Origin of the sequence: Streptosporangium sp. NPDC050855 (assembly GCF_044456585.1) — a bacterium.
GTDB lineage: Bacteria > Actinomycetota > Actinomycetes > Streptosporangiales > Streptosporangiaceae > Streptosporangium > Streptosporangium longisporum.
In genome coordinates this window covers 48,532-74,279 of sequence record NZ_JBITFY010000016.1, presented here as the reverse complement: position 1 = coordinate 74,279, position 25,748 = coordinate 48,532, and the positions used below count along the sequence as shown (strand labels likewise).

Below are 25,748 nucleotides of genomic sequence, written 5' to 3'. Positions count from 1 at the left end.
CATGCCAAGGCGCGTCTCATGTATGTCCGGCAGCGGCTGACATCCTGCATGGCTCGCATCGCTTGTTTGATCATCCCTCGCATGTCCCACCGTGGCGTCATGGCGTCTGCTTGCAAACAGGTGACGATGCTAGGAGGGCCTATGGTGCACCCCTGGGTAAGTGAACCGCACGCCTTGAACCGGGCGGGGGATGTGTCGGTGACCTCCAGTATCCTCGCACCACGTTTGCACTTACGTGACAGGCGCGACTGACAGACTCATCACGTGATCATGGACACGTTGCTTCAGACGTGATGCCATACGAAGCCTCACATCCATTAGGCATCATCGACATGTGGCTAGTGCTGTGACCAGAAACGTTGGCCGGGTTGGGCGGTCAAACCGCAGCTGACAGCGGTCGGCCACCCCAACGGATGCCCTTCTCGCTGCGGACGCGGGCGCGTTCGCGGCGTTGGGCTGCCAGCACGTCCGGGTGGTGGGCGTTGAGATTGCGCCAGCGCAGATAGGCGTGCAGCGTCCGGGTCTGGACGGTGTGGTTGGGATGATCGGAATTAGCGATGGTGAACTGGCGCAGCGGCCCGAAGTGGGCCTCGATCGGGTTGGCCCAGGAGGCGTAGGTCGGGGTGAAACACAACTCGACCTTGTTGCGCCTGGCCCAGGTGCGGATGCGCCAGTTCTTGTGCGCCGACAGGTTGTCCAGGATCACATAGATCGGAGCGCCGTCCGGGCGGGCGGCACGGATGGATCGCAACGCGGCCCAGGTGTGGTCGATGCTTTTGCGGCGCCGGTTGACGCCCCACAACGTGTCGTTGCCGACCGAGTAGCAGCCGTGAAAGTAGGTGGTGATGTACCCCGAGTTCGGTGGAGTCGGCTCGGTTGGCTCTCATGCGGACTGGACGTTCGGGTAGAGCATCTCGTACTCGATGGGGGTGAGCATCCCCAAGGCACTGTGTCGTCGTTGCCGGTTGTGGAAGATCTCCAGGTACTCGAAGATCGCATTCGCCAGCTCGATCCGGGTCTTCCACCGCTTGCGGTTGAGCAGTTCGGTCTGCATCCGTCCCCAGAACGACTCGATGACCGCGTTATCGAAGCAGTCACCGATCGATCCCATGGATGGGACCAGGCCAGAGGCCTTGGCACGCTGGGTGAAACCCCAGGAGGTGATTGCTTAGGTTCAAGGGGTCGTCGCAACACTGCTGCTCAGCAGCGAGTTTAGATGATTGTTGAAGGCCTCGGCAGGGGTTCTCCAGCCGAGGCTCTTGCGGGGGCGGGCGTTGAGCGCCGCTGCGACAGCAGCGATGTCGTCGGCGCTCCAGCGGGACAAGTCGGTACCCTTCGGGAAGTACTGGCGCAGTAGGCCGTTCGTGTTCTCGTTCGTAGCGCGCTGCCAAGGGCTGTGAGGGTCGGCGAAGAAGACCGGGACGCCCGTCTCGATCGTGAACTGAGCATGTGCTGACAACTCCTTGCCTCGGTCCCAGGTCAGTGACCGCCGCAATTGCTCGGGCAGGGCGCCGATGGCGGCGGCGAGGGCGGTCTTCATCGTCTCGGCGCCATACCCGGCCAGCGGCGGCCCGTTCTTGGTCCGCGGGATGATGCCGTATCCTTCTTGGCGAGGTAGGTGGACCAGCATCGTGAAGCGGGTCGTGCGCTCAACCAACGTGCCGATCGCCGACCGCTCCAACCCGATGACCAGGTCACCCTCCCAGTGTCCTGGCACAGCGCGGTCATCAACCTCGGCCGGCCGCTTGCTGATCATCACCTCGGGTGTGACATGTGCCCACGCCTTGCGCTTGGAGCGGGCTCGGGGAGCCCGCAGCGCACGACCGGTGCGCAGGCAGGCGACCAGCTCGCGCTTGAGCGCGCCCCGGGACTCGACGTAGAGGGCCTGGTAGATCGCCTCGTGGCTGATCCTCATGGACTCATCATCAGGGAAGTCGGCCTTCAACCGGTTGGCTATCTGCTCCGGGCTCCAGGCTGTCACCCATCGGCGGTCTCCTCGGTGCGGCTTGTTTCGCCCTTTCCACGGCCCGGCCTCTGGCCCGAGTACCGTCCCGTCCGGCCCGTGGATCTGACCGGACAGCCGTTCCTGCACGTAGTGGCGCAGCCGATCATTGGTGGCCAGCTTCGCCGCCTTTGGACGCTGAGCCACCAGATCGGCCTTCCACTGCGCGACAGACGCGCGGTAGTCCAGCCGGCCGCCACGGGTCGCGGCGTTACGCCGTAGCTCCCGGGAGATCGTCGACGGCTGGCGGCCGAGCCGCCGGGCTATCTCCCGAACCCCGACATCCTGCGCCTTCCAAATCGCGATCTCCTCGCGCTCCTGGAAACACAGGTAGCGGCCGAAGAGCGGCGCAAGATCCATCGGTGGCATGCCGCCACCATGCCGGAACCACCGACCACCCACAGCCTGCGACACCCCGACCGCAGCAGCCGCCTCCTCAGCAAGAAGCCCCTTCGCGATCTTTCGCCAGAACGCCCGCTCGATCTCCCGCCGATGCGCTGGAGCGCCCGGCGACTTCATCGGTGACCGCCCCGTCAACGCCTGCATCCATCCAGATGGCCGACCCATCAACACCTACCAAATCGAGGTGTTGCGACGACCGGTTGAATCCGCCTTGCACCCCGTGATCGGAGTGGATCAGCGTTCCAGGCGGCGGTGTGCGGTTATGGATGGCCATGCCGAGCGCATTGGTGACCAGCGTTGCGGTCTGGGTGGCATCGATGGACCAGCCCACCACCCGGCGGGAGTAGACGTCCAAGACAACGCAGCAGTAGACCTTGCCCTCGCGGGTGGGGTGCTCGGTGATGTCGGTGACCCACAGCTCGTTGGGGGCGCCCCGGGTGAACTGGCGCTCGACCAGGTCCGCGGCGGTAGGGGTCTGATGAACGGGTCGGCGGCGCTTGTTGCCGGGCAGGCCTTTGATGCCGGCGCGGTGCATCAGCATGGCCACCGCTCCGTGTCCGACCGCGATACCGCGCCCCATGGTGAGTTCGGCGTGCACCCGCAGGCCGCCGTAAACGCCGTTGGATGCGGCGTGCACTTTGCGAATTTCGTCGGTCAACCAGGCGTGCCGGAGCGTCCGCGCCGAGGGCGGCCGGTCTCGCCAGGCGTAGAAACCCGACTCCGACACGTTCATGATCCGGCAGCAGACCTGGATGGGGAGCCCTTCGGCGGCCATTACCGCGATGGCCTCGAACCGCCTTTTGGGGGCACCGCCTCTCTCAACAGCTCTGCGGCGCGCCTGGTCACGGCCAGTTCGGTCTCCAGCTCAGCGATCTTGCGCCGGGCCGCGACCAGCTCAAGGTGATCGCAGGAGGTGATGCCGGGCTTCTGGCCGGTATCGATCAGCTCCTGCTCACGCCAGTTGTAGATCGTCTGGTCGCTGATCTGTAGATCGAAGGCCACCTGACGCACGGTCCGGCCAGCCTGTAACAGGTCAAGGACCTTACGACGGAACTCGGGGGGATATCTCCTTGCCATGCCGACCTCTTCTGAAGGGGGCGAAGGCATGTAAGTCAACCAAGGCGACTCCACGAAAGCCGGGGTACATCAGAGTCTCCATGAAACCCGGCGCGGTTCACGGTGTTGCCTCCGGCCGAGGCCAGCAGGATTATCGCCCTGCGGTACCGGACCGAGCTGGTGCTGCCCCGGCGCACGATCTGTTGCAGCTTCTGCCCTTCGGCGTCCATCAGTCGTCGTACCCTGACCGGTTCTGCCACCGCGCCTCCTCGCATCAGCTGGGCCTGTGAAGACATCCAACCGGCGCCAGCGGCTACACGCGAGACCGGCAAACGTTTCCGGTCATAGCACTAGCTCATCAAGATGTTAAAACGATCATCGCGGCGGTGGTGGATGGGGCCGGATTAGTCCACAATGTAATTAGGGCCATGGAGCTGCCACCTGAGGTCTCATCAGGTGTCATCTCTGAGGGGGTTGCCAATGTAGCAGCCGCATGCAGACGCGATGGACAAGTTCACTGCTGGGCATCGGGGGTCGAAAACTTCCTGATCGGCCAAGTGATGAGACAGCTCAATGGACGAACACAGATTGATAGTGTTCGTTCCGTTCTTGTCCGATACGTTGCCCAAAAGGGTGTTACTCGCTGCATGACGGGCTAATGCCCAGACGGGAAACCCTGTGGTGCGCGACAGGCCATCTTTAACACTCTACTGCAGAGGCGTGCTGCAGGACTCAGTGATCTAGGTGGCACGCTTCAGGCGCATTGCGGGCAGGCGCTTCGTCCGCCACTGCTAGTGCAGCATGCCAGCAGAGGTGGCTACTTACTTACCAGATCCATAACGAAATGCGGGGACTAAAGTCTCATACTTCAACAAAACGCACCATTGGCTGATGCCTAGGTGCCGCGATGTGGTGAGATATCTGAGTTGATGCCGTAGCATCCGCTCATGGTCCATGTGGTCCATGCCTGCTGGAGCGATGTGTGTGGAGGGAGGCGTTCTGATGGGCTGCGTTGTGCGGGTGGCCCTTCTCTGTCGATCTGCATCGGAGTACATGGCGTTGATCCACAGCTCGTCGGCTCGGAGACCGCTCCGCACCGGAGGGGCGTCTCTCTACAAGTCACAGCCTGCACTCTTTCACCGGGATTTGGTTGCCTGTGACTAACCGGTACACGATCTTCGACCTTCTAGAAGCTTCCGAACGTACCCGTTCCCTCGTAGATCCCCGAGTGGTCCGTACAGTTGCCGAGTTTGTCCGCATCGGCCTCATCTCCGGGATGCCAACCGAGGCAGTACTCGCTGCAGCGTGTCTCGGAGATCCGGTGTCAGCCGTTCGACGCCTTACCGATGTCGGCATGCTGCCCGATGAGTTGCCGACAGAGCTGCGCCAAGCCTTGTCAATACGCTTGTCTCTAGGGACAGCTGAGCTAAATACACGAGCGGTTCTTGCGGATCCCAGTCGAGTTGCGGTTTTCCTCGGTCTCCCGGAGGCCCGTAGCGACAAGGCCGAGTCTCTGCCCGCTGGTGCCGCTCCTGTATACGGGCTGTTTCCTCATCAGCGGCGCGCGATCTCGAAAGCACGGGCGTTGCTAGAGAAAGGCAGGACCCGTCTTCTGCTGCACATGCCGACAGGGTCTGGGAAGACGCGTACGACCATGAGCATGGTATGTGACTTTCTCCGAGAGCACGAGGGGCGACCGGTGCTCTGGCTCGCCTCCACGCGCGAGCTTCTTGACCAGGCGGCGCGGGAGTTCCACCGCGCCTGGAGTTCACTAGGTGATCGTGAAGTCCCCATCCTGGCTGCATGGAGCGGACAGGACTGGCGTAGCGAAGACTTGACAGACGGTCTCCTCGTGGCAAGCCTGCAGACGATCTATGCACGCCGGGCCGAGCCTGGGTTGCTCCGCGACCTTGGACGACGGATTGGGCTGATCGTCTTTGATGAAGCCCATCAAGCTATCGCTCCGACCTACCGGCAGGTTGTGCAACAACTGTCCGTGGCGGGGCAGCCAATCACTCCCATCGTGGGCCTAAGTGCCACGCCGGGACGCACATTTGTGGGTTCTCCTGCAGACGACGAACTCGCGGAGTTCTTCGAGCACACCAAGATCGAGCTCGAGGCTGCTTCGGATGGCGGTGCAGCTGGCCCGGTTGAGTACCTCATACAGGAGGGCTACCTTGCCGAACCCGAGTTCCGTCTACTAGGTGAGCTACCGGACGTGGACGAAGAGCCGTCCGTTGACAGCGATGATCCGGCCGAGTTAGGGATGAATGAGGGCGACTACCTTAAGGAAGTCACTGCGGCAACGCTGCAGTTGGTTAAGGAGTCGCATCGGCGGATCATCGTCTTTGCGGCTTCTGTCGAGTTGGCCCATGTTGTCGCGGCCACATTGAGAGCATCGGGCGTGTTGGCTGACGCTGTCGATGGCACTACAGCACCGGAGATTCGCGACACTTCGATCCGCATGTATAAGGGTGCAGCGCCCGTAGCTCGCGTGTTAGTCAACTACGGTGTACTGACCACAGGATTCGACGCTCCACAAACAAGTGCGGTCGTGATAGCTCGCCCCACACGCTCACTCGTGTTGTACAGCCAAATGGTCGGTCGTGGTATTCGCGGGCCAAAGGCCGGAGGAAACGCGAAGGCTGTAGTCGTCACCGTTGTCGACCCCTCGGTTCCAGCTTTCGGCTCTATCGCCGCTGCTTTCACGCACTGGGAGGACTTATGGTAGCGCCAGAAACCACGCAAAGGGAGGCACCTCTCCTTTCTGGTTCGCAGACCGTGAAGTCGATCCGGGACACCGGATACAAAGGAACTGATTATGCCTTGGCTGAACTGATCGACAACTCCTTTCAATGGGGCGATGCCAACACGGTGCTGTTGGTGATCGTGCAACGCAAGGTACAAGGCAAGCAGCGCGCGGCGAAGCGAGTCGACGAGATCTGGGTCATTGACGACGGCGGAGGCATGACGGACGAGGCGCTCAATCTCGCCTTATCTTTCGGTGGTTCCGGCAAGTACGATGACCGATCTGGCATTGGCCGTTTCGGTATGGGACTGCCACAGGCAAGCGTTTCGCAGTGTAAGCGAACGGACGTGTGGACCTGGCAGAAGTCGCAGCCGGAAAACGCATTGCACACGTATCTCGACCTACAAAAGGTCGAAGATTCGGCGAAAAAAGCAGCGCTGACGGTTCCTTGGCCGACCACCGTCGGGAGTCCGGATTATACCGAAATGCCTGACTGGGTTCGTGATGTCTTTAGAGAACATGCCGTTCCTGATACGTCCATGGGGCTGCCGGTCTATAGCGGTACCGCGATCCGGTGGACGAATCTAGATAAGCTGCGTTGGGTACGTGCCGATGCAATGTTCGCGCACACTGAGTACCTCCTGGGCCGGGTCTACCGCCACTTCCTGGCCTCCGATGCGCGTCGGCGTAGCATCAAGGTTGCCCTCATGGAGGGGGACACCCTGGTCGGGCCCGACGTGTTCCAGGATGTTAGGCCCAACGATCCGTTGTACCTGCAGCCGGCGTCGGAGACCACGCTGGAGTACTGGGAAGCGGCTGCCGAAGATGATAAAGCCCCCCCGGTTCGCATCACCGACGAGCCGCCTTTCGCTGAGCACTACGGATCCCGCGATTTTGTGATTCAGAGGCCAGACGGTCAAGGCGCCTCGACAGTCCACGCTCGCCTTTCACTGGCGAGGCCTGAAGCAAGGCCTGGGCGCAACCCTGGTAAGGATACTCACCAAGGACGCCACGCCCGCGACAACTCGGGTATTTCTGTCATGCGGGCTGACCGCGAGCTGGTTCTGGAGAAGACGTTGGCGCAGGAGGCCACGGACCGCTGGTGGGGTGTCGAGGTCGCATTCGATCCGTGTCTCGACGAGGTTTTCGGGGTCACCAATAACAAACAGGATGCCCCTTACCTCGGGCAAGCACTACGTCTGGCGCGCGAGCACCATCTGCCCAAGGACGAGGCGATCGAGGAAGGGCTGTTTGACGAGGAGCATCCCATCGCGGAGCTGTACGACATGGCGTATCAGCTCGTCGCTCTCGTTAACCAGATGAAGCAGGAAGGCAAGAGCGAGAAGCAGGCTGCCTCGCGCGCTCGAGGTACGCAGCCAGATGTCACAAATGTGGCCTCCAACGTCAAGCAAAACCGCTCGACCGTCACTCCCACGCCTGGCGAAGCTGACTTCGCTGACACTAAACCGGATCCTAGCCAGGCGGTCGAAACGATCCAGCAGGCGTTGGAAGAGCAGAATGTACCGGCAGAGATCCGCAAGCTGATCATTGCCAACTATCAACGCGGAGTCACGGTCCAGGTGATTGAGCGCCCTATGAAGCAAGCAGCAGCCTTCTTCTGGCCTGATGAGGCTCTCAACCTTGAGATCTTGTGTCTCAATAATGCTCATCCGGCCTATGAGAGCCTAATCAGGCCACTCCGCGTCTCGAGCGAGGAGCTCGAGACGATGACTGAAGATGAAGCGAAGGGCATGCTCGTGCAGAGCGCAGATGCCATGACATGGCTTCTGCTGGCATGGTCTCGCTACGAGAATGAGCACCGGAAGAGCCCGCTTAGCCGGAACATCCAGGAGATTCGCGATGGCTGGGGTCGCCGTCTTGCGGAGTACGTTGAGGACCAGGCCTTCAAGGCAGCCCTACAATTTGACGGAGAGGATGAGACCCAGGACGGGGAGGGCGGAGCGTGATCCAGTCGGGGTTCGACCCACAACGCTGCGGTGAACGGCTCCTAGCCCTGACCAAGGATGCGGACGTCCTTACAGTGGTCGCGCCGTTCATTACGGTCTCAGGCATTAAGCCCTTACTATCAACACTTCCTAGCGAGTGCTCGCTAGAAGTGATCACGCGATGGCGACCAGACGAGGTGGCGGCGGGAGTCAGCGACCCACGCGTTTTTGATCTAGTTGGTGAATTTGGTGGAACTGTGGCGCTTCATCCCGTCGTGCATGCGAAGGCGTACATTACGAGTACTCGAGCCTTGGTTGGTTCCGCGAACGTTACTTCTAACGGCCTGGGATGGGGCCATCCTGGCGCGGTTGAGATCCTGGTTGAGAGCGCAGCAGATGATCCCGCTCTCGTGTCATTATTAGGCGTGCTAAGAGGGACGTCCGCGGTCGCCACAGAAGCCGATCGCGACGCGGTCCTCATCGCTGCAGCAACGCTGCCGCCTGCGGTGCTCCGGGCGCCTATCGAGGCAACATACCGCAGTGACTGGTTGCCCACCTATCGACCTCCCGAAGTCCTCTGGAAGGTATACGCTGGGCAGCGCGAAGAAAGCGTGGCAAACCTCGTACGCCCAGAACTGGCAGCTTTGGGCGTACCAGTCGGACTTTCGACCGAGAAAGACTTTATTACATACGTGGGAGCCATCCTTCGGCAAGGGTTCACTGGGCGAGTCGCACGCGAATGTAGCAACCTGACTACTATCAAGGCGGTGAACCGGCTCGTTGAGCTTTGCGGTGAAATGGGTCATGCGGTCGATGATCCTGCCGATTTATGGGAGACCCTAACTGCCTGGATCGCTCATTTCCTTCCCAACTATCAGCGCATCATGGGTGGCACTCGCCTAGTTGGTTGAGTCGACATGCAACCAGTCTTCCGCTGTTTAGGTTCACGCGCTTTCTTGTGCTGAGAAGAAAACGGCGATGCATTGACTTTAGTATCGAACTTCGAGATGCGTCCAGTAGCTCAAGAATGGCATGCAGCAGACCAGCTGCTCCCGGCGTACTCGGTTTAGATGACGAGGGATGGCAGTGTCCGAATGTCACCCCTCTCTTCTAACTGACCTCCGAACCTTTTAGCCCTCGTATGCCGAAAGCAATAGCGCTGTGCCCTTGTAATGTGGTCTAGAGGTGTTCTTGGTCACATTAGGATCCGGGTACATATGTAACAGCTCGGCTGTACACTCCCTCGCCCCGGCCAGCTGAAGCGCAGGGTGCGTCGTGGTACAGGAGTGTCGAGAGGTGGTCGTGGGTGAGCGACCACTTCTGGGCTAAAGATCCCCTTTGTTATCCGCGAGGCTACCCCTGATGTCAGAGGGGTTCGCTAGGATCGCAGGGCACTCCTGGTGGGACGAGAGTGACCCACACTGGAACCCGCCAGGAGTAGCTAGAGGAGGCGCAGCGGCATATGGAGCGACACATGCCGATTGATCCTGATCGCGTGGAAGGGGTGTACCTTGACTACAACGCCACTGCGCCTCTGCGTCATGAGGCACTTGAAGCCATGTTGGACGGCCTGCGCAGCGTCGGCAACGCCTCCAGCGTCCATGCGGCCGGCCGTCATGCGGCCTCGCGTGTCGAGCTAGCGCGTCAACGGCTTGCCCGCTTGCTCGGCTGCGCGCCCGGCGAACTCATCTTCACCTCCGGAGCTACCGAAGCGAACAACCTGGCACTCCGCGCGGGTTACTCGAGCGGCGGGATCCTTGTGACCACTGCCGTTGAACATCCGGCGATTCTTGAGGCGGCGCGTGCTATCACCGCGGACGGTTCCGGCACGCTGGTTGAGCTGCCTGTGAACCGAGACGGCGCGGTCGAGCTGGCTCCTCTGGAAGCGGCGTGCCGTCAGGGCAGGGTGGCGATCGTCTCGGCGATGCTGGCCAACAACGAGACCGGGGTCCTGACCCACCTGGAGCCCATTGTCAAACTGGCGCACGAGGCAGGGGCGCTGGTCCACACCGATGCCACACAGTATGTCGGTCGGCTCCCAATGGATCTGAACGAACTTGATGTCGACCTGGTGTCGTTATCGGCTCACAAATTCGGAGGCCCGCAGGGCGTCGGCGCACTCTTTGTTCGTCGCGGAGCATCCGTGCCTCACCGTCCTCTCTTGATCGGAGGTGGTCAGGAGAGGGGCTGGCGCGCAGGAACGCTAAACGTGCCGGGTATCGCAGGACTGGGCGCTGCTGCCGAAGCAGCACGGATTCACCTGCACAATGAATCCACCCGTGTCACCGCTCTACGTGACATGCTCGAGGAGGGATTGACTTCTCGGCTGTCCAACTGCTATTTCAATGGCGTTCGCTCTCCACGGCTGCCTGGCGTCACGAGTGTCACCGTTCCCGGGCTGCCAGCGGATGCGCTTCTGGCCGCAATGCCGGAGATCGCTGCCTCGGATGGCAGTGCCTGCGCCTCGGGTGCCCCTACCCCAAGCCATGTGTTGCTAGCGATGGGGCTTAGTCGAACGGACGCTGATTCCACGCTGCGTTTCTCCTTGGGATACGCCACCACCGAGCACGACGTCAAACAGACCATAGAAGCCACCGTCCGGGCTGTCGGAGAGGTTCGAACGGCCATGACGGCCACTTCAGCGCCGTAATCGTCGGCCTTGAAGCATAACTTATCCCCTCCATTACACAACGAAAGGTTCCAGCACATGTCCGACAGCCGGCTGGCAGAAGCGACAGAGCCAAGATTCGCACGGCACGAGACCTTCGCTCCTCGCTACGGCTGGCTTTACAAAGCCCACACTGAGATTGTTCGGGACGGCAAGGGCGGTAGCGATATATTCCACCGTGAGAACGCGCCTGTGCTGCTGGGGGTTGGCCGCAACATGGTGAATGCCATCCGATTCTGGTCGCAGGCATTTAAACTCACCCGAGAACACCCACACTCCGACCCTTCAAATCGGGCCTACATCGCCTCCCCGACCTGGAGAGCGGAGTGGCTGTTTGGTAAGAACGGTGCGGATCCCTATTTGGAAGACACGGGGAGTCTGTGGCTATTGCATTGGTGGCTGTTGTCCAGTGATCCGAGGGAACAAGAGGCAAAGTGCATGGTGCCCAGCTGGTACATCATGTTCCACTTGGCCCCCTTCTCCAAGGTCACGACGGCGGAGATGATCTCGTTGATCACCCGACACGTGAACGAGAGTTATGCCGAGACCGCGATGCCAGCCGCCGAGTCAATCAAGCGGGACGTAGACTGCCTCATAAAGATGTACGCCCTCGACTTGGAGCCCAACCTGCAATCGCAGGGAAGCTTTGAAGACCAGCTAATGAGCCCGTTCCGGGAACTCGGCTTGCTGGAAGGCCAAGGGAAGGGCAAGAACCGGGTCTGGCGATTCACCACCCGATCGCGGGTCAACCTCCCCGCGGCGGTACTGCTCTACGCATGCCTCGACTATGCATCCCATGTCGCCGGAGGCAATTCTATCTCGCTTGCCCGGCTCGCCAACGAGCCGGGCGCTCCCGGGCGTGCCTTCCGCATGAGAGAACCCGAGCTCATCAAGGTCATCGAACCGTTGGTCGCGGATCAGGGCGCCGTGCAGATCACCGACTCGCTAGGCCAGCGGAGCCTATCCTTTGCGGCTAATCCTCAGGAACTGGCCTGGGAGATCCTCGACCGTCACTATGGTTACGTTAGCCGCCAGGACGGATTTCTCAATGCAGACGAGTGGAAACAGCGCTACCTCGGTCTGAAGCACGCTGGCAAGGGCCGCAAACGCGAGCAGCTATCTGAGCAGCCCGAAGCCTTGGAATTGATCGAGGAGCAGGTGTGACTACGGCTATCAATCCCCTTCTTGGTACTCACGAGGACCGAACCGCCGCTGAGCTTCCCGCAGGTATTACTCTGGTTGGCTCTGAACTACGTTCCACCAACCTTGAGCGTGATGTCCGCGAACCCCACTTGAACTCTCCCTACGTGGGAACAAGAGCGCTGGACGTTCTCGATCGTGTGGCCAACGCGATCGCCGACCTCAAGAGGACACGAGCCTGGTCGTTCACTGGCCCCTATGGTTCAGGTAAGTCGACGCTGTCGAATCTACTTGACGCCTTCCTGGGACATGAAACCGCTCGACAGGTCGAGGCTCGGCAAGCCGTGGAGGCCACAAGCCCAGGCTTAGCGGCGCGGTTGGAACAGGTACGTAATGACATTGCCCCAGAGGGTTTCCTGGGAGCGGTGGCGACCGCGCGCCGCGAGCCGCTGGCCGCTACCGTGCATCGCGCACTGGCAACCGCGGCGGAACGCAAGTGGGGAAAGCGACCGCCGAAGGCCGTCGCGCAGGCCCTACGGACGTGTGCGGAGCGCGAGGTCCCGACGACCGAAAATCTCCTCGATGCGCTCACTGCACTGTGCGACACCGGCCATCCGGTTCTGCTGATCCTCGATGAGTTTGGCAAGTCGCTGGAATATCTCGCCGCTTCCGGCGACTCGGGTAGTGCCGAGAACGACGTGTTCCTGTTGCAGATGCTCGCCGAGAAGGGAGCTGGACGTTCAGGACTGCGGTTGTTCATTTTCACCCTGCAGCACCTGGCGTTCAGTGACTACGCAGCACGATCCAGCCTGATTCAAACCAAGGAGTGGGCCAAGGTCCAAGGCCGCTTCGGGGACATCACCTTCACGCCAAATTTGGGTGATTCTGTCCATCTTCTTCAAAGACGCCTTGACCAGTCCGCCGTCACTGAAGTCGGCCAGCAGCTAATTCGTAGCCAGGCGCAAGCTGCTGCACAAGCCTGGCTTGAACACGGGCTGGATTCCGTAGTGCATATCTCCCCGGAGATGCTCACCGATCTCTACCCCTTGCACCCCCTTACGGCTGTAGCAGCACCGCTTCTTGCCTTCCAGATTGGTCAGCATGACCGCAGCCTGGTCGGGTTCCTCACCAACGACGAGCCGAATACGGTCCGTCGTACCATCGATGAGGCATCGACCGACGAACCCGAGCGAGCCTCGACCATACGGCTGCCCCAGCTGTACGATTATTTCTTCGCCTCCGGCCGCACCACCATTCTGGCCTCGGCCAATGCCAGCCGCTGGTTGGAGGTCGACAACCGTCTCAACGAGGCGCACGGACTTCCCTCCAAAGACCGGGATATCCTTAAGACGATCGGCATCTTAAATCTCATCGATGTCGACGGCGTTCTGCGCGCTACCCCAGCGATGATCCAGTTCGCCATGCATGATCCGACAACCGCCGCAGATCCAGAGCGATTCAACATGCTGCAAGGGCGGCTGCAGCATCTCGTCGAAACAGGGTTTCTCACCCACCGGACCTACAGCAATGAGTACCGGGTCTGGCAGGGCACCAACATTGACATCGACGCTCGCGTCAAGGAAATAGCTGTCCACGTCGCACCTAGTCACGTAGTCGATCACCTCGGTGAGCACCTAGGAACGGTTTTACCCAGGGAGGTGGTCGCCGGAGCGCACATGCAGCGCACCGGCATGCTGAGATACTTCCGCACCGCCATCAGCCTCCAGGCCGACAAACTCGACGGTCCCGATGTCGTGAGCGACGCCGCCGATGGCATGATCATCTTCCATCTCGGGGAGCCAGGCACGCGCCCGCTGGTCAACTCCCCACTACCCGTAATTATTGGGACTACTAGAGACCCTGCGGCCATTCTTGAGGCAGGAATTACCCTCAGAGCCCTCGAAGATCTCCGGCATCAGGACGACATTGACCTCGTGGCTGGACGCGAGATCGAAGAACGCATAGCCGAGATTTCTCAAGAGCTCGGTGCCAGACTGGACGAGGCATTCAACCCGCAGCGAGACGAGTCCACCTGGTACCTGTGGAGGAGTGGACAAGAGACCCGCACTGAGCAGCGCGAGACCATCGAGGCCCGCAGCTACGGTGCATTGGTGTCGGCCGCCTGTGATCGTGTGTATCCGCAGACACCGCACATCCGCAATGAGATGGCAGGCCGCCACGAACTGACCAGCAACGGTGCCCGCGCACGACGTGTTCTCCTATCTGACCTGGTGACTAACACAGGTCTGCCGGTGCTGGGATATGACACCACCAAGTATTCGCAGGAACGGGCGATGTACCACGGCGTCGTGGAATACCTCGGCCTTCACCGTGCTGCCAAAGAAGTTGACCAGGCCATTCAGGCTCAAACCATTGCCACACACGGTGTCTCCCGACCGGACCAGAAGAAGCATCCAGAGGTCATTCCTTCCTGGGAGGTGCTTGAGCGGGGACTGACCAATGCCGCTCAGCCCACCGCGATCGTCGAGATCTACCAACAACTCATGGCACCCCCCTTCGGCGTTAAGGCCGGCGTCGTGCCGATTCTGATGGTCGCCGCACTGATCCTTCGGAGCACGGACGTGGCGCTCTTCGAGGAGGGGAACTATTGTCCGCGGCTCACCCCAGAGATTATCGAGCGCCTGCTTGCCGACACGGGGCCTGACCGCTTCACTGTCAAAGCTGTGCCCATCGGGGAAGGGCAGCGCAGCTTGGTTGTTGACCGCCTTGCCGCAGCCCTCAGCGTGGACGTTCCACGTTCCCGAACGGCCCGCAACCCCAAACTGTTGGCAGTGACTCGGGCGATGCTTGAGCAGGTCATGGTGCTTACCCCCTACGCGCTCCACACCAAGCGTCTCAGCCCGGAAGCGCTCAAGGTTCGACAAGTCCTCTCCGCGGCAACCGATCCGGACGAACTGATCTTCACTGGCCTGCCACAAGCACTTGGGCTCAATGCCATCCCGGCCAACGCCACGAAAGACGAGCAGGCCGCCGAGTCGTATGTCTCTCGTCTAGCTAGTGCCCTAGGCGCTATCTCAGGGGCAAGCACAGCACTGCGGCAAGACGTAGTGGTCGCGATAGGCGAGGCCTTCGGTATCGCCGGTGACCTCAAGCAAGTACGCACAGGCCTAGCAGAGGCGCTTAGCGGCTTCGCCAACGCCTCACTCGAAGTTGATCTGCAGGGATTTGTCTCCCGCGTCCTTAACACCAGCCTGCCAGACGAGGACTGGCTTGACCCGATCATCATTCGCCTCACCAATAAGGCGCTCGGTGACTGGACAGATCAGGATATCGACAACTTCCCCCCGCTTGTGAAGGAGATGGGTCGCCGACTCGACCGCGTCGGTCACCTCTACCAGGTGCAGGAGACACCTGTACTTCAGACACAGGCGCCCGAACCCAAGCAGATCGACACCCACCTACTGACGCTCACCACACCCCAAGGGACAGAAGTACGCACGCTCATCCATGTGCCAAAGCAAGTCAGGAATACCGCCGAGACCCTCGTTGTCGGTGTCATAAGGCAGGCTGAGCAACAGCTAGGACCCGGCGGTGCGCGCATCTTGCTCGCCGCCCTAGCCGAGCGTCTCACCGCGACGGACTCTGATCAAAACCTCCAAGGGGAGGAGAAGTTGTGACCAAGACCAACGGCTCTGGCGGAGAGACTCGCCATGTCCTGGGCATTTCCGGAGGGAAGGACTCCTCGGCTCTGGCCATCCACATGCGCGACAAGGTCCCGCAGATGGAGTATTTCTTCTGTGATACCGGTGCGGAGCTGCCTGAGACTTACGAGTATTTAAATCGCCTCGAAGCTGCGCTCGGCAAGCCGATCGAACGGCTCAACTCCACTCGCGACTTCGATCACTGGCTCGAGGTCTACCAGGGAACCCTGCCGAGCCCTCAGATGCGCTGGTGTACCAAGAACCTCAAGATCAAGCCGCTGGAGGCTTGGGTTGGCGATGACAATGTCATCTCCTATGTGGCTATCCGAGCCGATGAGAACCGCCTCGGCTACGTCAGCACCAAGCCCAACATCACCGCAGTCTTCCCCTTCCGAGAAGATGGGATCGACCGGGCCGGTGTTGACCGCATCCTCGACGAAGCAGGCATTGGCCTGCCGGCCTACTACGAATGGCGCACCCGCTCGGGCTGCTACTTCTGCTTCTTCCAGCGAAAGCACGAATGGGTGGGGCTCAAGGATCGCCACCCTGAGCTTTTCGATAAGGCCGTCGCCTATGAAGAGAAGGTTAATTATCAGCAAACGGCGATGAAGGGACGCAAATACACCTGGTCTCAGGGCGAGTCGCTCGATGAACTGCTTGCTCGACGACAAGAGATAGAGGCGAAGCACCACGACGCGATGGAACGCGCTGCCCGACGCGTCAAGCCGAACCGTCCCCTTCTCGAGATACTGTCTGATGCGCACGACGAGGACGACGATCAGGTTGGATGCGCCGTTTGCCATCTTTGATGCGCTGTGAGCTTTGATCCCCTCCCTAAACGGCAAAGGTGGCTGGGAAGGGATGGAAGTACCACATCAGCCTATAGGCTGGCTTCTAATTCGGCCCGCCCGTGCCCTGCATTGCTCTACAGCACCTTTGTGCCCCTCACCCGGAATGGCGACGGAACGGAAGTCGCTCTCGACGCTCCAGTTATGGACATCGGATGATTACGTAGCGTGATGAAGAGTGCCGCCAGATTGCACTACCTCGTCGAGCGATGAGTCGGCACGGTCCGGTGACAGTCAGGGCCCGTCACCGGCGCAACTCTAGGCACCAAAAATGCTCCATAAGGCCAGGAGTGGCAGCGACCGACAGGCAATCGCCGAGGACCACCCGGATATCAACGTGAGCGCACCCCATGACGAACACAAACTGTCGATCTACTCTGAACTAGACGTCACAGTAGGCGGCAGGCCTTCTCCGACGGCACGGCCTGCGACTGCCAGTCCTCGACACGGACGGAGGCTTGATCAGGTGGCGGGTGGTCGTAGCGAGTGGGAGCGGCAGCAGGCAGCTCATCGCCGTGAAGCCGAACGGCGGGCGCGCGAGGCGGCGAGGATCGCCAAGGAGCAGGAGCGCGAACGCCATCGCAGACGCCTGGAGCAACAGCAGGCCAAGGCAGATCGGAAAAGCGCCGAGATGGCTCAACGCATCGAAGAACTCGACCGGGTTCTGCTCGTGGCACTTCCGATACGCCCCTTGTCCTTCGATCAACTGCAGGTCAGCAGCTCAGTGCGCCTCTTCGAGCCTCCGGGCCACCTAACCGCCGCCGAGCCGGCTCCCGACTGGGCTGCTTACGAACCGGCTCCACCATCCAGCTTCGAGAAGTTTTTCGGCGGTAATGCCCGCTATCAGCGAGAACTGGCCGATGCCCGCGGACGCTTCGACAGCGCCATGGCCGCCTACCAGAAGCACGAAGAGCAGCGGCTACGCGATCTCGATGCGGCACGTACGGCTCATGATCGCCAGGCCGTCGCCGACTCGAAGAGAGTCGCAGAAGCCAACGCCCACCTGAACCGGATGCGTGCTGACTTCGAGGTAGGCCGGCCAGAAGCTGTGGAGTGGTTCACCACGAGAGTCTTGGAACGATCGGCGTATCCCAAGGGCTTCCCCAAGCTCTTCCAGGTTGCATACCGCCCGGAGAATCGTGACCTCGTCGTCGAGTTCGAGCTTCCACCGCAAAGCGTGATCCCGGACGTCCGCGCGTACAAGTACGTAAAGACCAGGGACGCCATCGACCCGGTGCCGCGAGCACAGATAGAGATCAGGCAGCGGTACGCCAAGCTTCTGGCCTGCGTGGCACTCCGCACGCTCCACGAACTCTTCGCATCCACACCGGGCGATCTCGTCGAAGCGGTGGTGTTCAACGGCCGCGTCAACACCGTCGACCAGGCGACCGGCAAAAAGGTACGCCCACATCTGCTGAGTGTAGAGGCCGAACGGAGCGAGTTCGAGGATCTCGTGCTGGCCGAGGTGAACCCGGCGGCATGCCTGAAGCGACTCAACGCCCTCGTCTCGCCGAATCCGTACGATCTTGAAGCCGTCGAACCGTTCATCACCTTCGATCTCAAACGGTTCCGGTTCTCCGAAGACATGGACGTCGTGTCTGGGCTGGACTCACGCCGTAACCTGCTCAAGCTCTCACCCACCGAGTTTGAGCACTTGGTACGGGAGTTGTTCGTGGCGATGGGAGCCGAAGCCTGGACCACTATTCCATCGAAGGACGGCGGCGTGGATGCCGTAGCGACGAGCGACAATCTGTTCTTCGGCGGCGTCTGCCTCATCCAGGCGAAACGATGGGCGGGGCTCGTCGGCCTGGAAGCGGTCCACGCGCTCACGGGCGTGATGGCCGACCACAACGCGACCACGGGCGTATTAGTCACCACGTCGTGGTTCGGACGAGCCAGCGAACAGTTCGCCCAGCGCAACAGGATCACGTTGATCAACGGCGCCGAGCTTAAACACCTCATCAAGAAGTATCTGAACATCGATGTCATCCCGGGTACCACACCGCCGCGCAACGCTAGGGCATCCGACAACCGGCAAACTGGCCGGTCTGGCCCAGCTGCTTAGCCTGCTGAACCTGGCTGCACGAGGCTCGCCTCAGGAGCGGTTGTGGATATTCCGCGTCTTCGAGCAAGGCATTCACGCAGGTCAGCTCCTAATTACCCGATTGCAAGGGTGGGAAATAGGTTAGCCAGCTATCTAACTAGGTATGCATTGTATTGATGGAGTGACTGTCGGTAGGTCGTGGTTTAGTTTGGAAGTGACTTCAAACGAGACCTTGTCGTACGCCTCGGTTAGCATCACCCCGCGTCCGTCGCGAGTCATCATCGTGGTCGACGGTGGTAAGCATTGGAGCTACTGGGTGCGCCGTGCGCTCTACCGTGCGGACAAGGTCTGGGGCGGTGCTGGCTTCGCGCTTGTCCCACACCAGGGCGGGCGGGTAGACCCGCTGCTTCTACGGGCGTGCGAGGCATACGACCCCGACTTCGTCGTGACGTACAGCCCAACGGTCGCGGATATCGAGCACTTCTATCCCGGTTTTATCACTTTCAGTGAAGAGGGTGGCCAGCCTCTCGAAGAAACCGGCCGTGAGCAATTGCTTGCCATGGTGCGTGCCGACGATGTGCCGAGCGCGGAGGACGAGGTGGCCCGGAAGCAGGTCGTTGCTGCGTGTTCATCCTACCGATCCCGGTTTTCAGGTGATGAGTGGCATGAGCACGTCATGTCACTGCACGAGGAGTCAAATGGTCATTTCGCAAGCGTCCTCGACATGCCGAGTACATGGCAGGCATCTGTCCTCGCCTGCCCGACAGACTGGGGTGGCGTACTCGGTGCCGCAGTGGCCTCCTATGCTGGGGTTGCCGCTCCGCCATCGCGCGACGCGGAGGAGCCTGAGCTTGATGACGATGTCCGGAAAAAGGTGACATCCTGGCTTTTGGGCCAGCCGGACGGCTTAGTACCCAACGAGCTGGTGTGGCATCCGGGCCCGGCTTTCGGAGTGGACAGACGGACAACGCCGACCGCGCATGAGCGCACCAAGGCACATCTGGTCGAGATCGTCGCCGGCCTCGATTTCCAGCGCACAGGGCTCTTGGTGGTGGGCGACAGCGCGGAGGATTTCGCGCTGTCACGCCTTTGGCAACTGACCTATGGTAACGCTTACTGGCTGCCGTCCGTGCTAGGCATGAACGAGGACTCCATGCCGTGGCCCATCGGGTATGGCGTGACCAGGATCGCGCAGAACCTCGCCCAGCGCGCCAATCGCCTCGTGATCACGTCGATGTCGCGATCAAAGAATGATCTTGAGCTATGGCGTGAACGCCTTCTGGCGGCTTATCCGACAAGAATTCCAGGGAACGAAGATGCCGCCATCCCGGTCATCCTGGGCCCGGAGTTGCCGTGGCGTCAGGGGGCGACAGTGGGCTTAGCCGTGCAGGATCAGTGGGACAGCCAGATCACCGTGCCGATATCCGTAGCGGAGGACGGCACGAGCCGCATGGCCGCTCCATTGCCGGCACCGGTGCTCATCAACAGCGAGCTAGCCGCGCACGCGGATTTGGAATGGCAGGTCGACGTTCATTGGCAGCCAAACCACGCCGTGCGCCGACGCGGGCTGGACAGCCGGGAGCTCTTCGCAGGGCAACTGCCGTTCATGCTGACATGGGCACGCAGCAGTCGCCATGGCGTGACATATGGGTCACGACGGTATGATCTCGTCCTGGCAGGGACTCGCTCGGAGAACACCCTCGCACGGGTGGCACTCCAACACCTCAGCCTCGCCGCCTGGGTCCGAGCAAAAGCGGCCGAGCACAATCTCTCCACCTTGCCCAGCGACGCCGGACGGCGCACCTCCCTACTAGCTGGCATGCTCGGCGGGCGTCAGCGGGCCTTTCCCCTTGAGTGTGGACACCGATTTCAGGCGGCAGCCTTCAGGCTATCTGCCGTCTTCTCGTAGTCGATCGGGCTCAGCTGGCCGAGGCGGGAGTGCCGCCTGACCGTGTTGTACCGGGTGATCCAGCCGAACACCGCCAGACGGGCGGTCTGAGGGTCGGGCCAGCGGTGCGCGCCCTGAAGCGTTTCGCGTTTGAGGGTGGCATTGAAGGACTCGGCAGCCGCGTTGTCGGCGCTGGTGCCGACCGCTCCGCGGGAGCGGGTGACGTTGAGCCTGTGACACGCTCGCGCGAACTCCCCTGAGCAGTACTGCTTAGGTTCAAGGGGTCGTCGCAACACTGCTGCTCAGCAGCGAGTTTAGATGATTGTTGAAGGCCTCGGCAGGGGTTCTCCAGCCGAGGCTCTTGCGGGGGCGGGCGTTGAGCGCCGCTGCGACAGCAGCGATGTCGTCGGCGCTCCAGCGGGACAAGTCGGTACCCTTCGGGAAGTACTGGCGCAGTAGGCCGTTCGTGTTCTCGTTCGTAGCGCGCTGCCAAGGGCTGTGAGGGTCGGCGAAGAAGACCGGGACGCCCGTCTCGATCGTGAACTGAGCATGTGCTGACAACTCCTTGCCTCGGTCCCAGGTCAGTGACCGCCGCAATTGCTCGGGCAGGGCGCCGATGGCGGCGGCGAGGGCGGTCTTCATCGTCTCGGCGCCATACCCGGCCAGCGGCGGCCCGTTCTTGGTCCGCGGGATGATGCCGTATCCTTCTTGGCGAGGTAGGTGGACCAGCATCGTGAAGCGGGTCGTGCGCTCAACCAACGTGCCGATCGCCGACCGCTCCAACCCGATGACCAGGTCACCCTCCCAGTGTCCTGGCACAGCGCGGTCATCAACCTCGGCCGGCCGCTTGCTGATCATCACCTCGGGTGTGACATGTGCCCACGCCTTGCGCTTGGAGCGGGCTCGGGGAGCCCGCAGCGCACGACCGGTGCGCAGGCAGGCGACCAGCTCGCGCTTGAGCGCGCCCCGGGACTCGACGTAGAGGGCCTGGTAGATCGCCTCGTGGCTGATCCTCATGGACTCATCATCAGGGAAGTCGGCCTTCAACCGGTTGGCTATCTGCTCCGGGCTCCAGGCTGTCACCCATCGGCGGTCTCCTCGGTGCGGCTTGTTTCGCCCTTTCCACGGCCCGGCCTCTGGCCCGAGTACCGTCCCGTCCGGCCCGTGGATCTGACCGGACAGCCGTTCCTGCACGTAGTGGCGCAGCCGATCATTGGTGGCCAGCTTCGCCGCCTTTGGACGCTGAGCCACCAGATCGGCCTTCCACTGCGCGACAGACGCGCGGTAGTCCAGCCGGCCGCCACGGGTCGCGGCGTTACGCCGTAGCTCCCGGGAGATCGTCGACGGCTGGCGGCCGAGCCGCCGGGCTATCTCCCGAACCCCGACATCCTGCGCCTTCCAAATCGCGATCTCCTCGCGCTCCTGGAAACACAGGTAGCGGCCGAAGAGCGGCGCAAGATCCATCGGTGGCATGCCGCCACCATGCCGGAACCACCGACCACCCACAGCCTGCGACACCCCGACCGCAGCAGCCGCCTCCTCAGCAAGAAGCCCCTTCGCGATCTTTCGCCAGAACGCCCGCTCGATCTCCCGCCGATGCGCTGGAGCGCCCGGCGACTTCATCGGTGACCGCCCCGTCAACGCCTGCATCCATCCAGATGGCCGACCCATCAACACCTACCAAATCGAGGTGTTGCGACGACCGGTTGAATCCGCCCTGCCCGCCGTTGTCGCTGTGAAAAACCGCGCCCTCCAGGCGGCCGCCCCTGGTGTGCGCGGCGGCCTGGAGCGCGTCGACGACGAGCTCGGCGCGCATGTGATCGGCGATCGACCAGCCCACCAGGCGACGCGAGCACAGATCCAGCACCGTGGCCAGGTAGAGGAACCGGCCCTCGCCGGCGGGCAGATAGGTGATGTCACCCACGTAGCGGCTGTTGGGCCGCTCGGCGGTAAAGTCACGCTGGATCAGATCCGCCACCGGCGCCGCGTCCGACTCACCGACCGTGGTGCGAACCTTTTTGCGCAACCGCAGCCCGACGATGCCGTGCTCACGCATCACCCGCTCCACCCGCTTGTGGTTGACCCTCATCCCGGCCGCGCGCAACTCGGCCGTCATCCGGGGCGAGCCGTAGGTGCCCTCATGCTCGCCGTGGATCCGTCGCATCCGCTCGGCCAGCTGCTCATCAGCCCGGCGGCGAGCCAGCCGCGCCCCCGAACCCTTCAGCCACCGGTAAAAGCCCGAGCGTGACACCTGCAGCACCCGGCACAACCGCTTCACCCCGTAGAGCGCCTTGTGATCGTCAACGAACTGAAAGCGGCTCACCAGTTCGTCTCGCCCGCGAAAAGCTTGGCCGCCTTACGCAGAATGTCCCGCTCTTGCTCCAGCTCCCGAATCCGAGCCTTGAGCTGCCTGTTCTCCTTCTCCAGCACGTCGTCCGAGGGTACGCGCCCACCCTGACCGGCCCTCGCCCCGCCGGCTGCGCCTTGCCCGCCCTCACCCCGAACCTGCGCGGCCCGCACCCACAGCCGCAGCGTCTCGCGGCTGACCCCCAGATCCTGTGCGATCGACGTGATCGTCCGATCCGGCCTCGACAACACCAGAGCCACCGCGTCGGCCTTGAACTCGGGCGGGTAGTTCTTCATCACCATCAGTGACATCTCTTCCCCTGGACCTCAAGATCCAGTCTCCAAGGTGTCCACATACAAGGGGGAACGCCCCTATGTGCGGCTTGTCCGATCCTTCGAGGAAGTGGCGGATCCGCAGCCGCATTGAGCGATCCATCGACAGTGAGCAAACCGCGTCCCGCGGCACCCAACGCACTTCCCGGGATTCGTCGCTTGGCGTCGGCTCCCCGTCGACGACTCGGCCGGTGAGCACGATGGAGAACTCCTGTCGGGCCTCGCCGTTGCTGGTGTAGAGAATCACGTGTTTGGGGTCGGTGTACGTTCCGACAAGGCCGGTGATCTCGCACCCGATCCCCGTCTCCTCCAACGTCTCGCGGATTGCGGCCTCGGGCAGGGACTCGCCAAGATCGATCGCGCCGCCGGGCAGGGCCCAGTTGCCGTTGTCGCTACGAAGGATCATCAGGATCTCACCCGCCTCGTTGGTGACTACGACGTTCACTGACGGAACCAGGCTGTTGGGCGTGGGGGCGGCGGGGTCGTCGTGGAAGTCGATCCGGCGGGCCATGGGCCAGGACTCTACTGGCGTTCCTGCGGTCCCTCAGCCTCTCCGGAAAGTCACTCGCCGACGGTGCGCAAGATGTCCATCGCGTGCATCACATCGGTGACTACATGGTCTGGCGGGCGCTCATCACCGGTCCAGGCTCCGCGACCGATCCAGACCGTACACAGGCCGGCCGAGTGCCCCCCGCCGACATCTGCGACGGGGTGGTCTCCGACCATCCACCCTCCCTCGGTGAGGTCTGTGCCGCACCGCTTGGCAGCGATCTCGAACAGGCCCTTGTCGGGTTTGCGGATGCCCTCGATGCCCGAGAGTGCGTAGCCGTCGACGGCATCGCCCAAGCCCGTTTGCTGAATCTTGCCGAGTTGGTTGTCCGCCGTGCCGTTGGTGACGATCCCCACCCGCCATCCGAGCGCGCGTAGCTCTGCCAGCGCGGCCATGACCTCGGGACGACACTCGACAAGATGGGGCATACGGCGGCGGTACGCGGCCCACAGATTTGCTGCCGAAGTGGAGAGCTTGAACCGCTCGCGCACCTTGGCGAAGAACAGCTCACGATGAGGCAGGCCGTTACGGTCCAGCTTGATCATATAGTCGACGGCTTTCCGACCGAGACGATGCTCCTCGGTGAACTCCTCCGCCCACACCTGGAAGGCGGCGTCCAGGTCGATGAGTGTGTTGTCCAGATCGAAGAGCGCCAATCGCTGCACGATGTCCGATCCTAGGTGGTGTCGGCTCTGCCTCCGGGCTACTGTCCGGTCCTGTGGGATCGCCCGGCTCTGATCCACCACGACGAGGTGCGACCTGCGGAAACGCTTCGAGATTCATCCCACGCATATCCCACGGCCGCTGACATACGGCTGCCCACGGTGGCACACGGCTGCATGGAGCCGGGGAACAAGGAGAAGAACATGCCCAGGTCAAAGGCGTGATCGCTGGTCGGAAGAGTGCCCCCGGCATGATTCGAACATGCGACACCCGCTTTAGGAGAGCGGTGCTCTATCCCCTGAGCTACGGAGGCAGGGGCTCCTTGTAAGAGTAGCGAAAGTACGGAGTGCTTGCGCGCTCGGAGGGGGAGTTGGGGGTGGACGCCGGGTTATCGGTTCGCTGACGTGGAGTAAAAGGGCGGCAAGTGGGAGCGAGGGTGACGATGGGCAGGCTTACTGTCACTCTCTGTGATCAATGGGCGACGGAAGCGTGACCGTGGGCGCCGGACGCTTCAGCCGGTGGTGCTCTGTGGCGCGATGCTGGCGCCCGCGCTTCTGGCCGGAGGGTTACTGGCGGTCGAGCTGACGGGCTATGAGGCGATCCTGCGGTCGGCCACCGCCGATCCGGACCCTGGCATATCCGGCCGAACGGGCACCCCTCAGGGCGGGCACGGTGGGCAGGAGAGCGCAGGGAAAGGCCGAGAGGAGGCCTGGGTGAGCGACAGGCTGAGCGAGGAAGCCGAAGGACTCCCGGGGCCCGTATATGACGGAGAGAGGCCGAGCGGCATGACACCTCATGCCGATGCGGGAAGTGGCGGCGCCCTTGCAGCCGGAGACGAGGAGGGGGCGCCGTCCGGGTCGGACGACGGCGTGGCGGCACTGGCCGGGGAGCCGCAACTGGACATGGCCGCCCCGATACCAGGTGCGGTGGCGGTGGTGCCGGTCGTGGTCGGTCCGGTACCGGACGGGTTGTTCAGGGCGAGGCTGGTGCCTCCGCCCCTGCGGCCGGATCAGGTGTACGGCGGCTGGGTGCTCGCCGCGGCAGGGGCGGACGTGATCGACGTGCCCCACGAGATCGGTACTACGGCCCCGACGGGCGACGTGGGCGACGCGCCTGGCAGCGGAGGTGGGTCCGGCAGCGGAGGTCCGGTCGGTGCGGACGGTGCCGGTGACACGGGGGGCGCAGGTGAGCCGGCCGGCGGAACGGCGGGGAGAGGCCCCACGGTTGGCGGAACGGCGGGGATGGCCCACCCGGACGCCTTTCTCCCCGTACGGATCCACCCCGGCTCGACCGGAGCTCACCGGAGGGCGCGGGAAGAGAGCAGGGGCCCTTCCGCGATGCCGGTCAGGCCCTGGATGGAGCGCGTGGTGCCGGTGGCGGAGCCTCGGGTGATGCGTACGGTGCCGGTGCCGCCCTGGAGGGAGCGGTCGTCATCGAGGACGGCAGGAAGG

At 62.3% G+C, this 25,748-nt stretch carries 14 protein-coding genes, 1 tRNA gene and 6 pseudogenes; 9 read left to right on the top strand and 12 right to left on the bottom strand.

All coding sequences use genetic code 11. The features are described from left to right. Positions 1 to 376 precede the first annotated feature (376 nt). The 6 genes and pseudogenes from ACIBCT_RS28725 to ACIBCT_RS28700 all read right to left on the bottom strand — a co-directional run. Positions 377 to 841: pseudogene (locus ACIBCT_RS28725) on the bottom strand (transposase); the annotation flags it as partial. Positions 842 to 883: 42 nt separating this feature from the next. Then, positions 884 to 1,162: pseudogene (locus ACIBCT_RS28720) on the bottom strand (transposase); the annotation flags it as partial. A gap of 12 nt (positions 1,163 to 1,174) precedes the next feature. Continuing rightward, complete coding sequence (locus ACIBCT_RS28715; RefSeq protein WP_399193733.1) at positions 1,175 to 2,548, bottom strand: IS30 family transposase; 1,374 nt, start codon at positions 2,546 to 2,548, stop codon at positions 1,175 to 1,177. Beyond that, a complete protein-coding gene (locus tag ACIBCT_RS28710) occupies positions 2,439 to 3,179 on the bottom strand; it encodes an IS3 family transposase (RefSeq protein WP_399193752.1) in 741 nt (246 codons plus the stop codon). Before ACIBCT_RS28710 ends, ACIBCT_RS28715 begins: the two co-directional genes overlap by 110 nt. Beyond that, the gene (locus ACIBCT_RS28705; protein WP_399193750.1) at positions 3,179 to 3,481 is read right to left on the bottom strand and encodes a transposase; all 303 of its coding nucleotides are present in this window, start codon (positions 3,479 to 3,481) and stop codon (positions 3,179 to 3,181) included. The genes ACIBCT_RS28710 and ACIBCT_RS28705 overlap by 1 nt, the downstream gene beginning before the upstream one ends. 98 nt (positions 3,482 to 3,579) lie before the next feature. Then, positions 3,580 to 3,735 (bottom strand): annotated as a pseudogene (locus ACIBCT_RS28700) (IS630 family transposase); the annotation flags it as partial. Positions 3,736 to 4,736: 1,001 nt separating this feature from the next. Here ACIBCT_RS28700 and ACIBCT_RS28695 point away from each other — a divergent pair. The 9 genes from ACIBCT_RS28695 to ACIBCT_RS28655 all read left to right on the top strand — a co-directional run bounded on the left by ACIBCT_RS28695 (position 4,737) and on the right by ACIBCT_RS28655 (position 20,426). Then, the gene (locus tag ACIBCT_RS28695; RefSeq protein ID WP_399194038.1) at positions 4,737 to 6,191 is read left to right on the top strand and encodes a DEAD/DEAH box helicase; all 1,455 of its coding nucleotides are present in this window, start codon (positions 4,737 to 4,739) and stop codon (positions 6,189 to 6,191) included. 95 nt (positions 6,192 to 6,286) lie between these two features. Further along, a complete protein-coding gene (locus ACIBCT_RS28690; RefSeq protein WP_399193748.1) occupies positions 6,287 to 8,176 on the top strand; it encodes an ATP-binding protein in 1,890 nt (629 codons plus the stop codon). After that, positions 8,173 to 9,066, top strand: coding sequence for a phospholipase D family protein (locus ACIBCT_RS28685; protein WP_399193746.1), 894 nt, complete (start codon positions 8,173 to 8,175; stop codon positions 9,064 to 9,066). Before ACIBCT_RS28690 ends, ACIBCT_RS28685 begins: the two co-directional genes overlap by 4 nt. Before the next feature lie 563 nt (positions 9,067 to 9,629). Beyond that, positions 9,630 to 10,805 carry a cysteine desulfurase family protein gene (locus tag ACIBCT_RS28680; protein ID WP_399193744.1) on the top strand — a complete coding sequence of 392 codons (1,176 nt, stop codon included), beginning with the start codon at positions 9,630 to 9,632 and terminating at the stop codon, positions 10,803 to 10,805. A gap of 57 nt (positions 10,806 to 10,862) precedes the next feature. Further along, entirely contained in the window at positions 10,863 to 11,987 is a 1,125-nt protein-coding gene (locus ACIBCT_RS28675; RefSeq protein WP_399193742.1) for a DUF4007 family protein, read from the top strand. Continuing rightward, on the top strand, positions 11,984 to 15,601 hold the full coding sequence (locus ACIBCT_RS28670) for an ATP-binding protein (RefSeq protein WP_399193741.1): 3,618 nt from the start codon (positions 11,984 to 11,986) through the stop codon (positions 15,599 to 15,601). The genes ACIBCT_RS28675 and ACIBCT_RS28670 overlap by 4 nt, the downstream gene beginning before the upstream one ends. Beyond that, positions 15,598 to 16,434, top strand: coding sequence for a phosphoadenosine phosphosulfate reductase family protein (locus ACIBCT_RS28665; protein ID WP_399193739.1), 837 nt, complete (start codon positions 15,598 to 15,600; stop codon positions 16,432 to 16,434). The genes ACIBCT_RS28670 and ACIBCT_RS28665 overlap by 4 nt, the downstream gene beginning before the upstream one ends. Before the next feature lie 505 nt (positions 16,435 to 16,939). Next, entirely contained in the window at positions 16,940 to 18,538 is a 1,599-nt protein-coding gene (locus tag ACIBCT_RS28660; protein WP_399193737.1) for a restriction endonuclease, read from the top strand. Between the two features lie 193 nt (positions 18,539 to 18,731). Next, the gene (locus tag ACIBCT_RS28655) at positions 18,732 to 20,426 is read left to right on the top strand and encodes a hypothetical protein (RefSeq protein ID WP_399193735.1); all 1,695 of its coding nucleotides are present in this window, start codon (positions 18,732 to 18,734) and stop codon (positions 20,424 to 20,426) included. Here the strand turns inward: ACIBCT_RS28655 and ACIBCT_RS28650 are convergent. The 6 genes and pseudogenes from ACIBCT_RS28650 to ACIBCT_RS28625 form a co-directional block, all read right to left on the bottom strand. Next, a pseudogene (locus ACIBCT_RS28650) lies at positions 20,387 to 20,674 on the bottom strand (transposase); the annotation flags it as partial. The gene ACIBCT_RS28655 and the pseudogene ACIBCT_RS28650 sit on opposite strands and share 40 nt — an antisense overlap. 7 nt (positions 20,675 to 20,681) lie before the next feature. Next, complete coding sequence (locus tag ACIBCT_RS28645) at positions 20,682 to 22,055, bottom strand: IS30 family transposase (protein WP_399193733.1); 1,374 nt, start codon at positions 22,053 to 22,055, stop codon at positions 20,682 to 20,684. Beyond that, positions 22,009 to 23,054: pseudogene (locus ACIBCT_RS28640) on the bottom strand (IS3 family transposase); the annotation flags it as partial. The pseudogene ACIBCT_RS28640 and the gene ACIBCT_RS28645, both read right to left, overlap by 47 nt. Positions 23,055 to 23,121: 67 nt before the next feature. After that, a pseudogene (locus tag ACIBCT_RS28635) lies at positions 23,122 to 23,595 on the bottom strand (NUDIX hydrolase); the annotation flags it as partial. A gap of 50 nt (positions 23,596 to 23,645) precedes the next feature. Further along, on the bottom strand, positions 23,646 to 24,299 hold the full coding sequence (locus ACIBCT_RS28630; protein WP_399193731.1) for an HAD family hydrolase: 654 nt from the start codon (positions 24,297 to 24,299) through the stop codon (positions 23,646 to 23,648). A gap of 238 nt (positions 24,300 to 24,537) precedes the next feature. Continuing rightward, a tRNA-Arg gene (locus ACIBCT_RS28625) sits at positions 24,538 to 24,610 on the bottom strand. Positions 24,611 to 25,748: the final 1,138 nt, after the last annotated feature.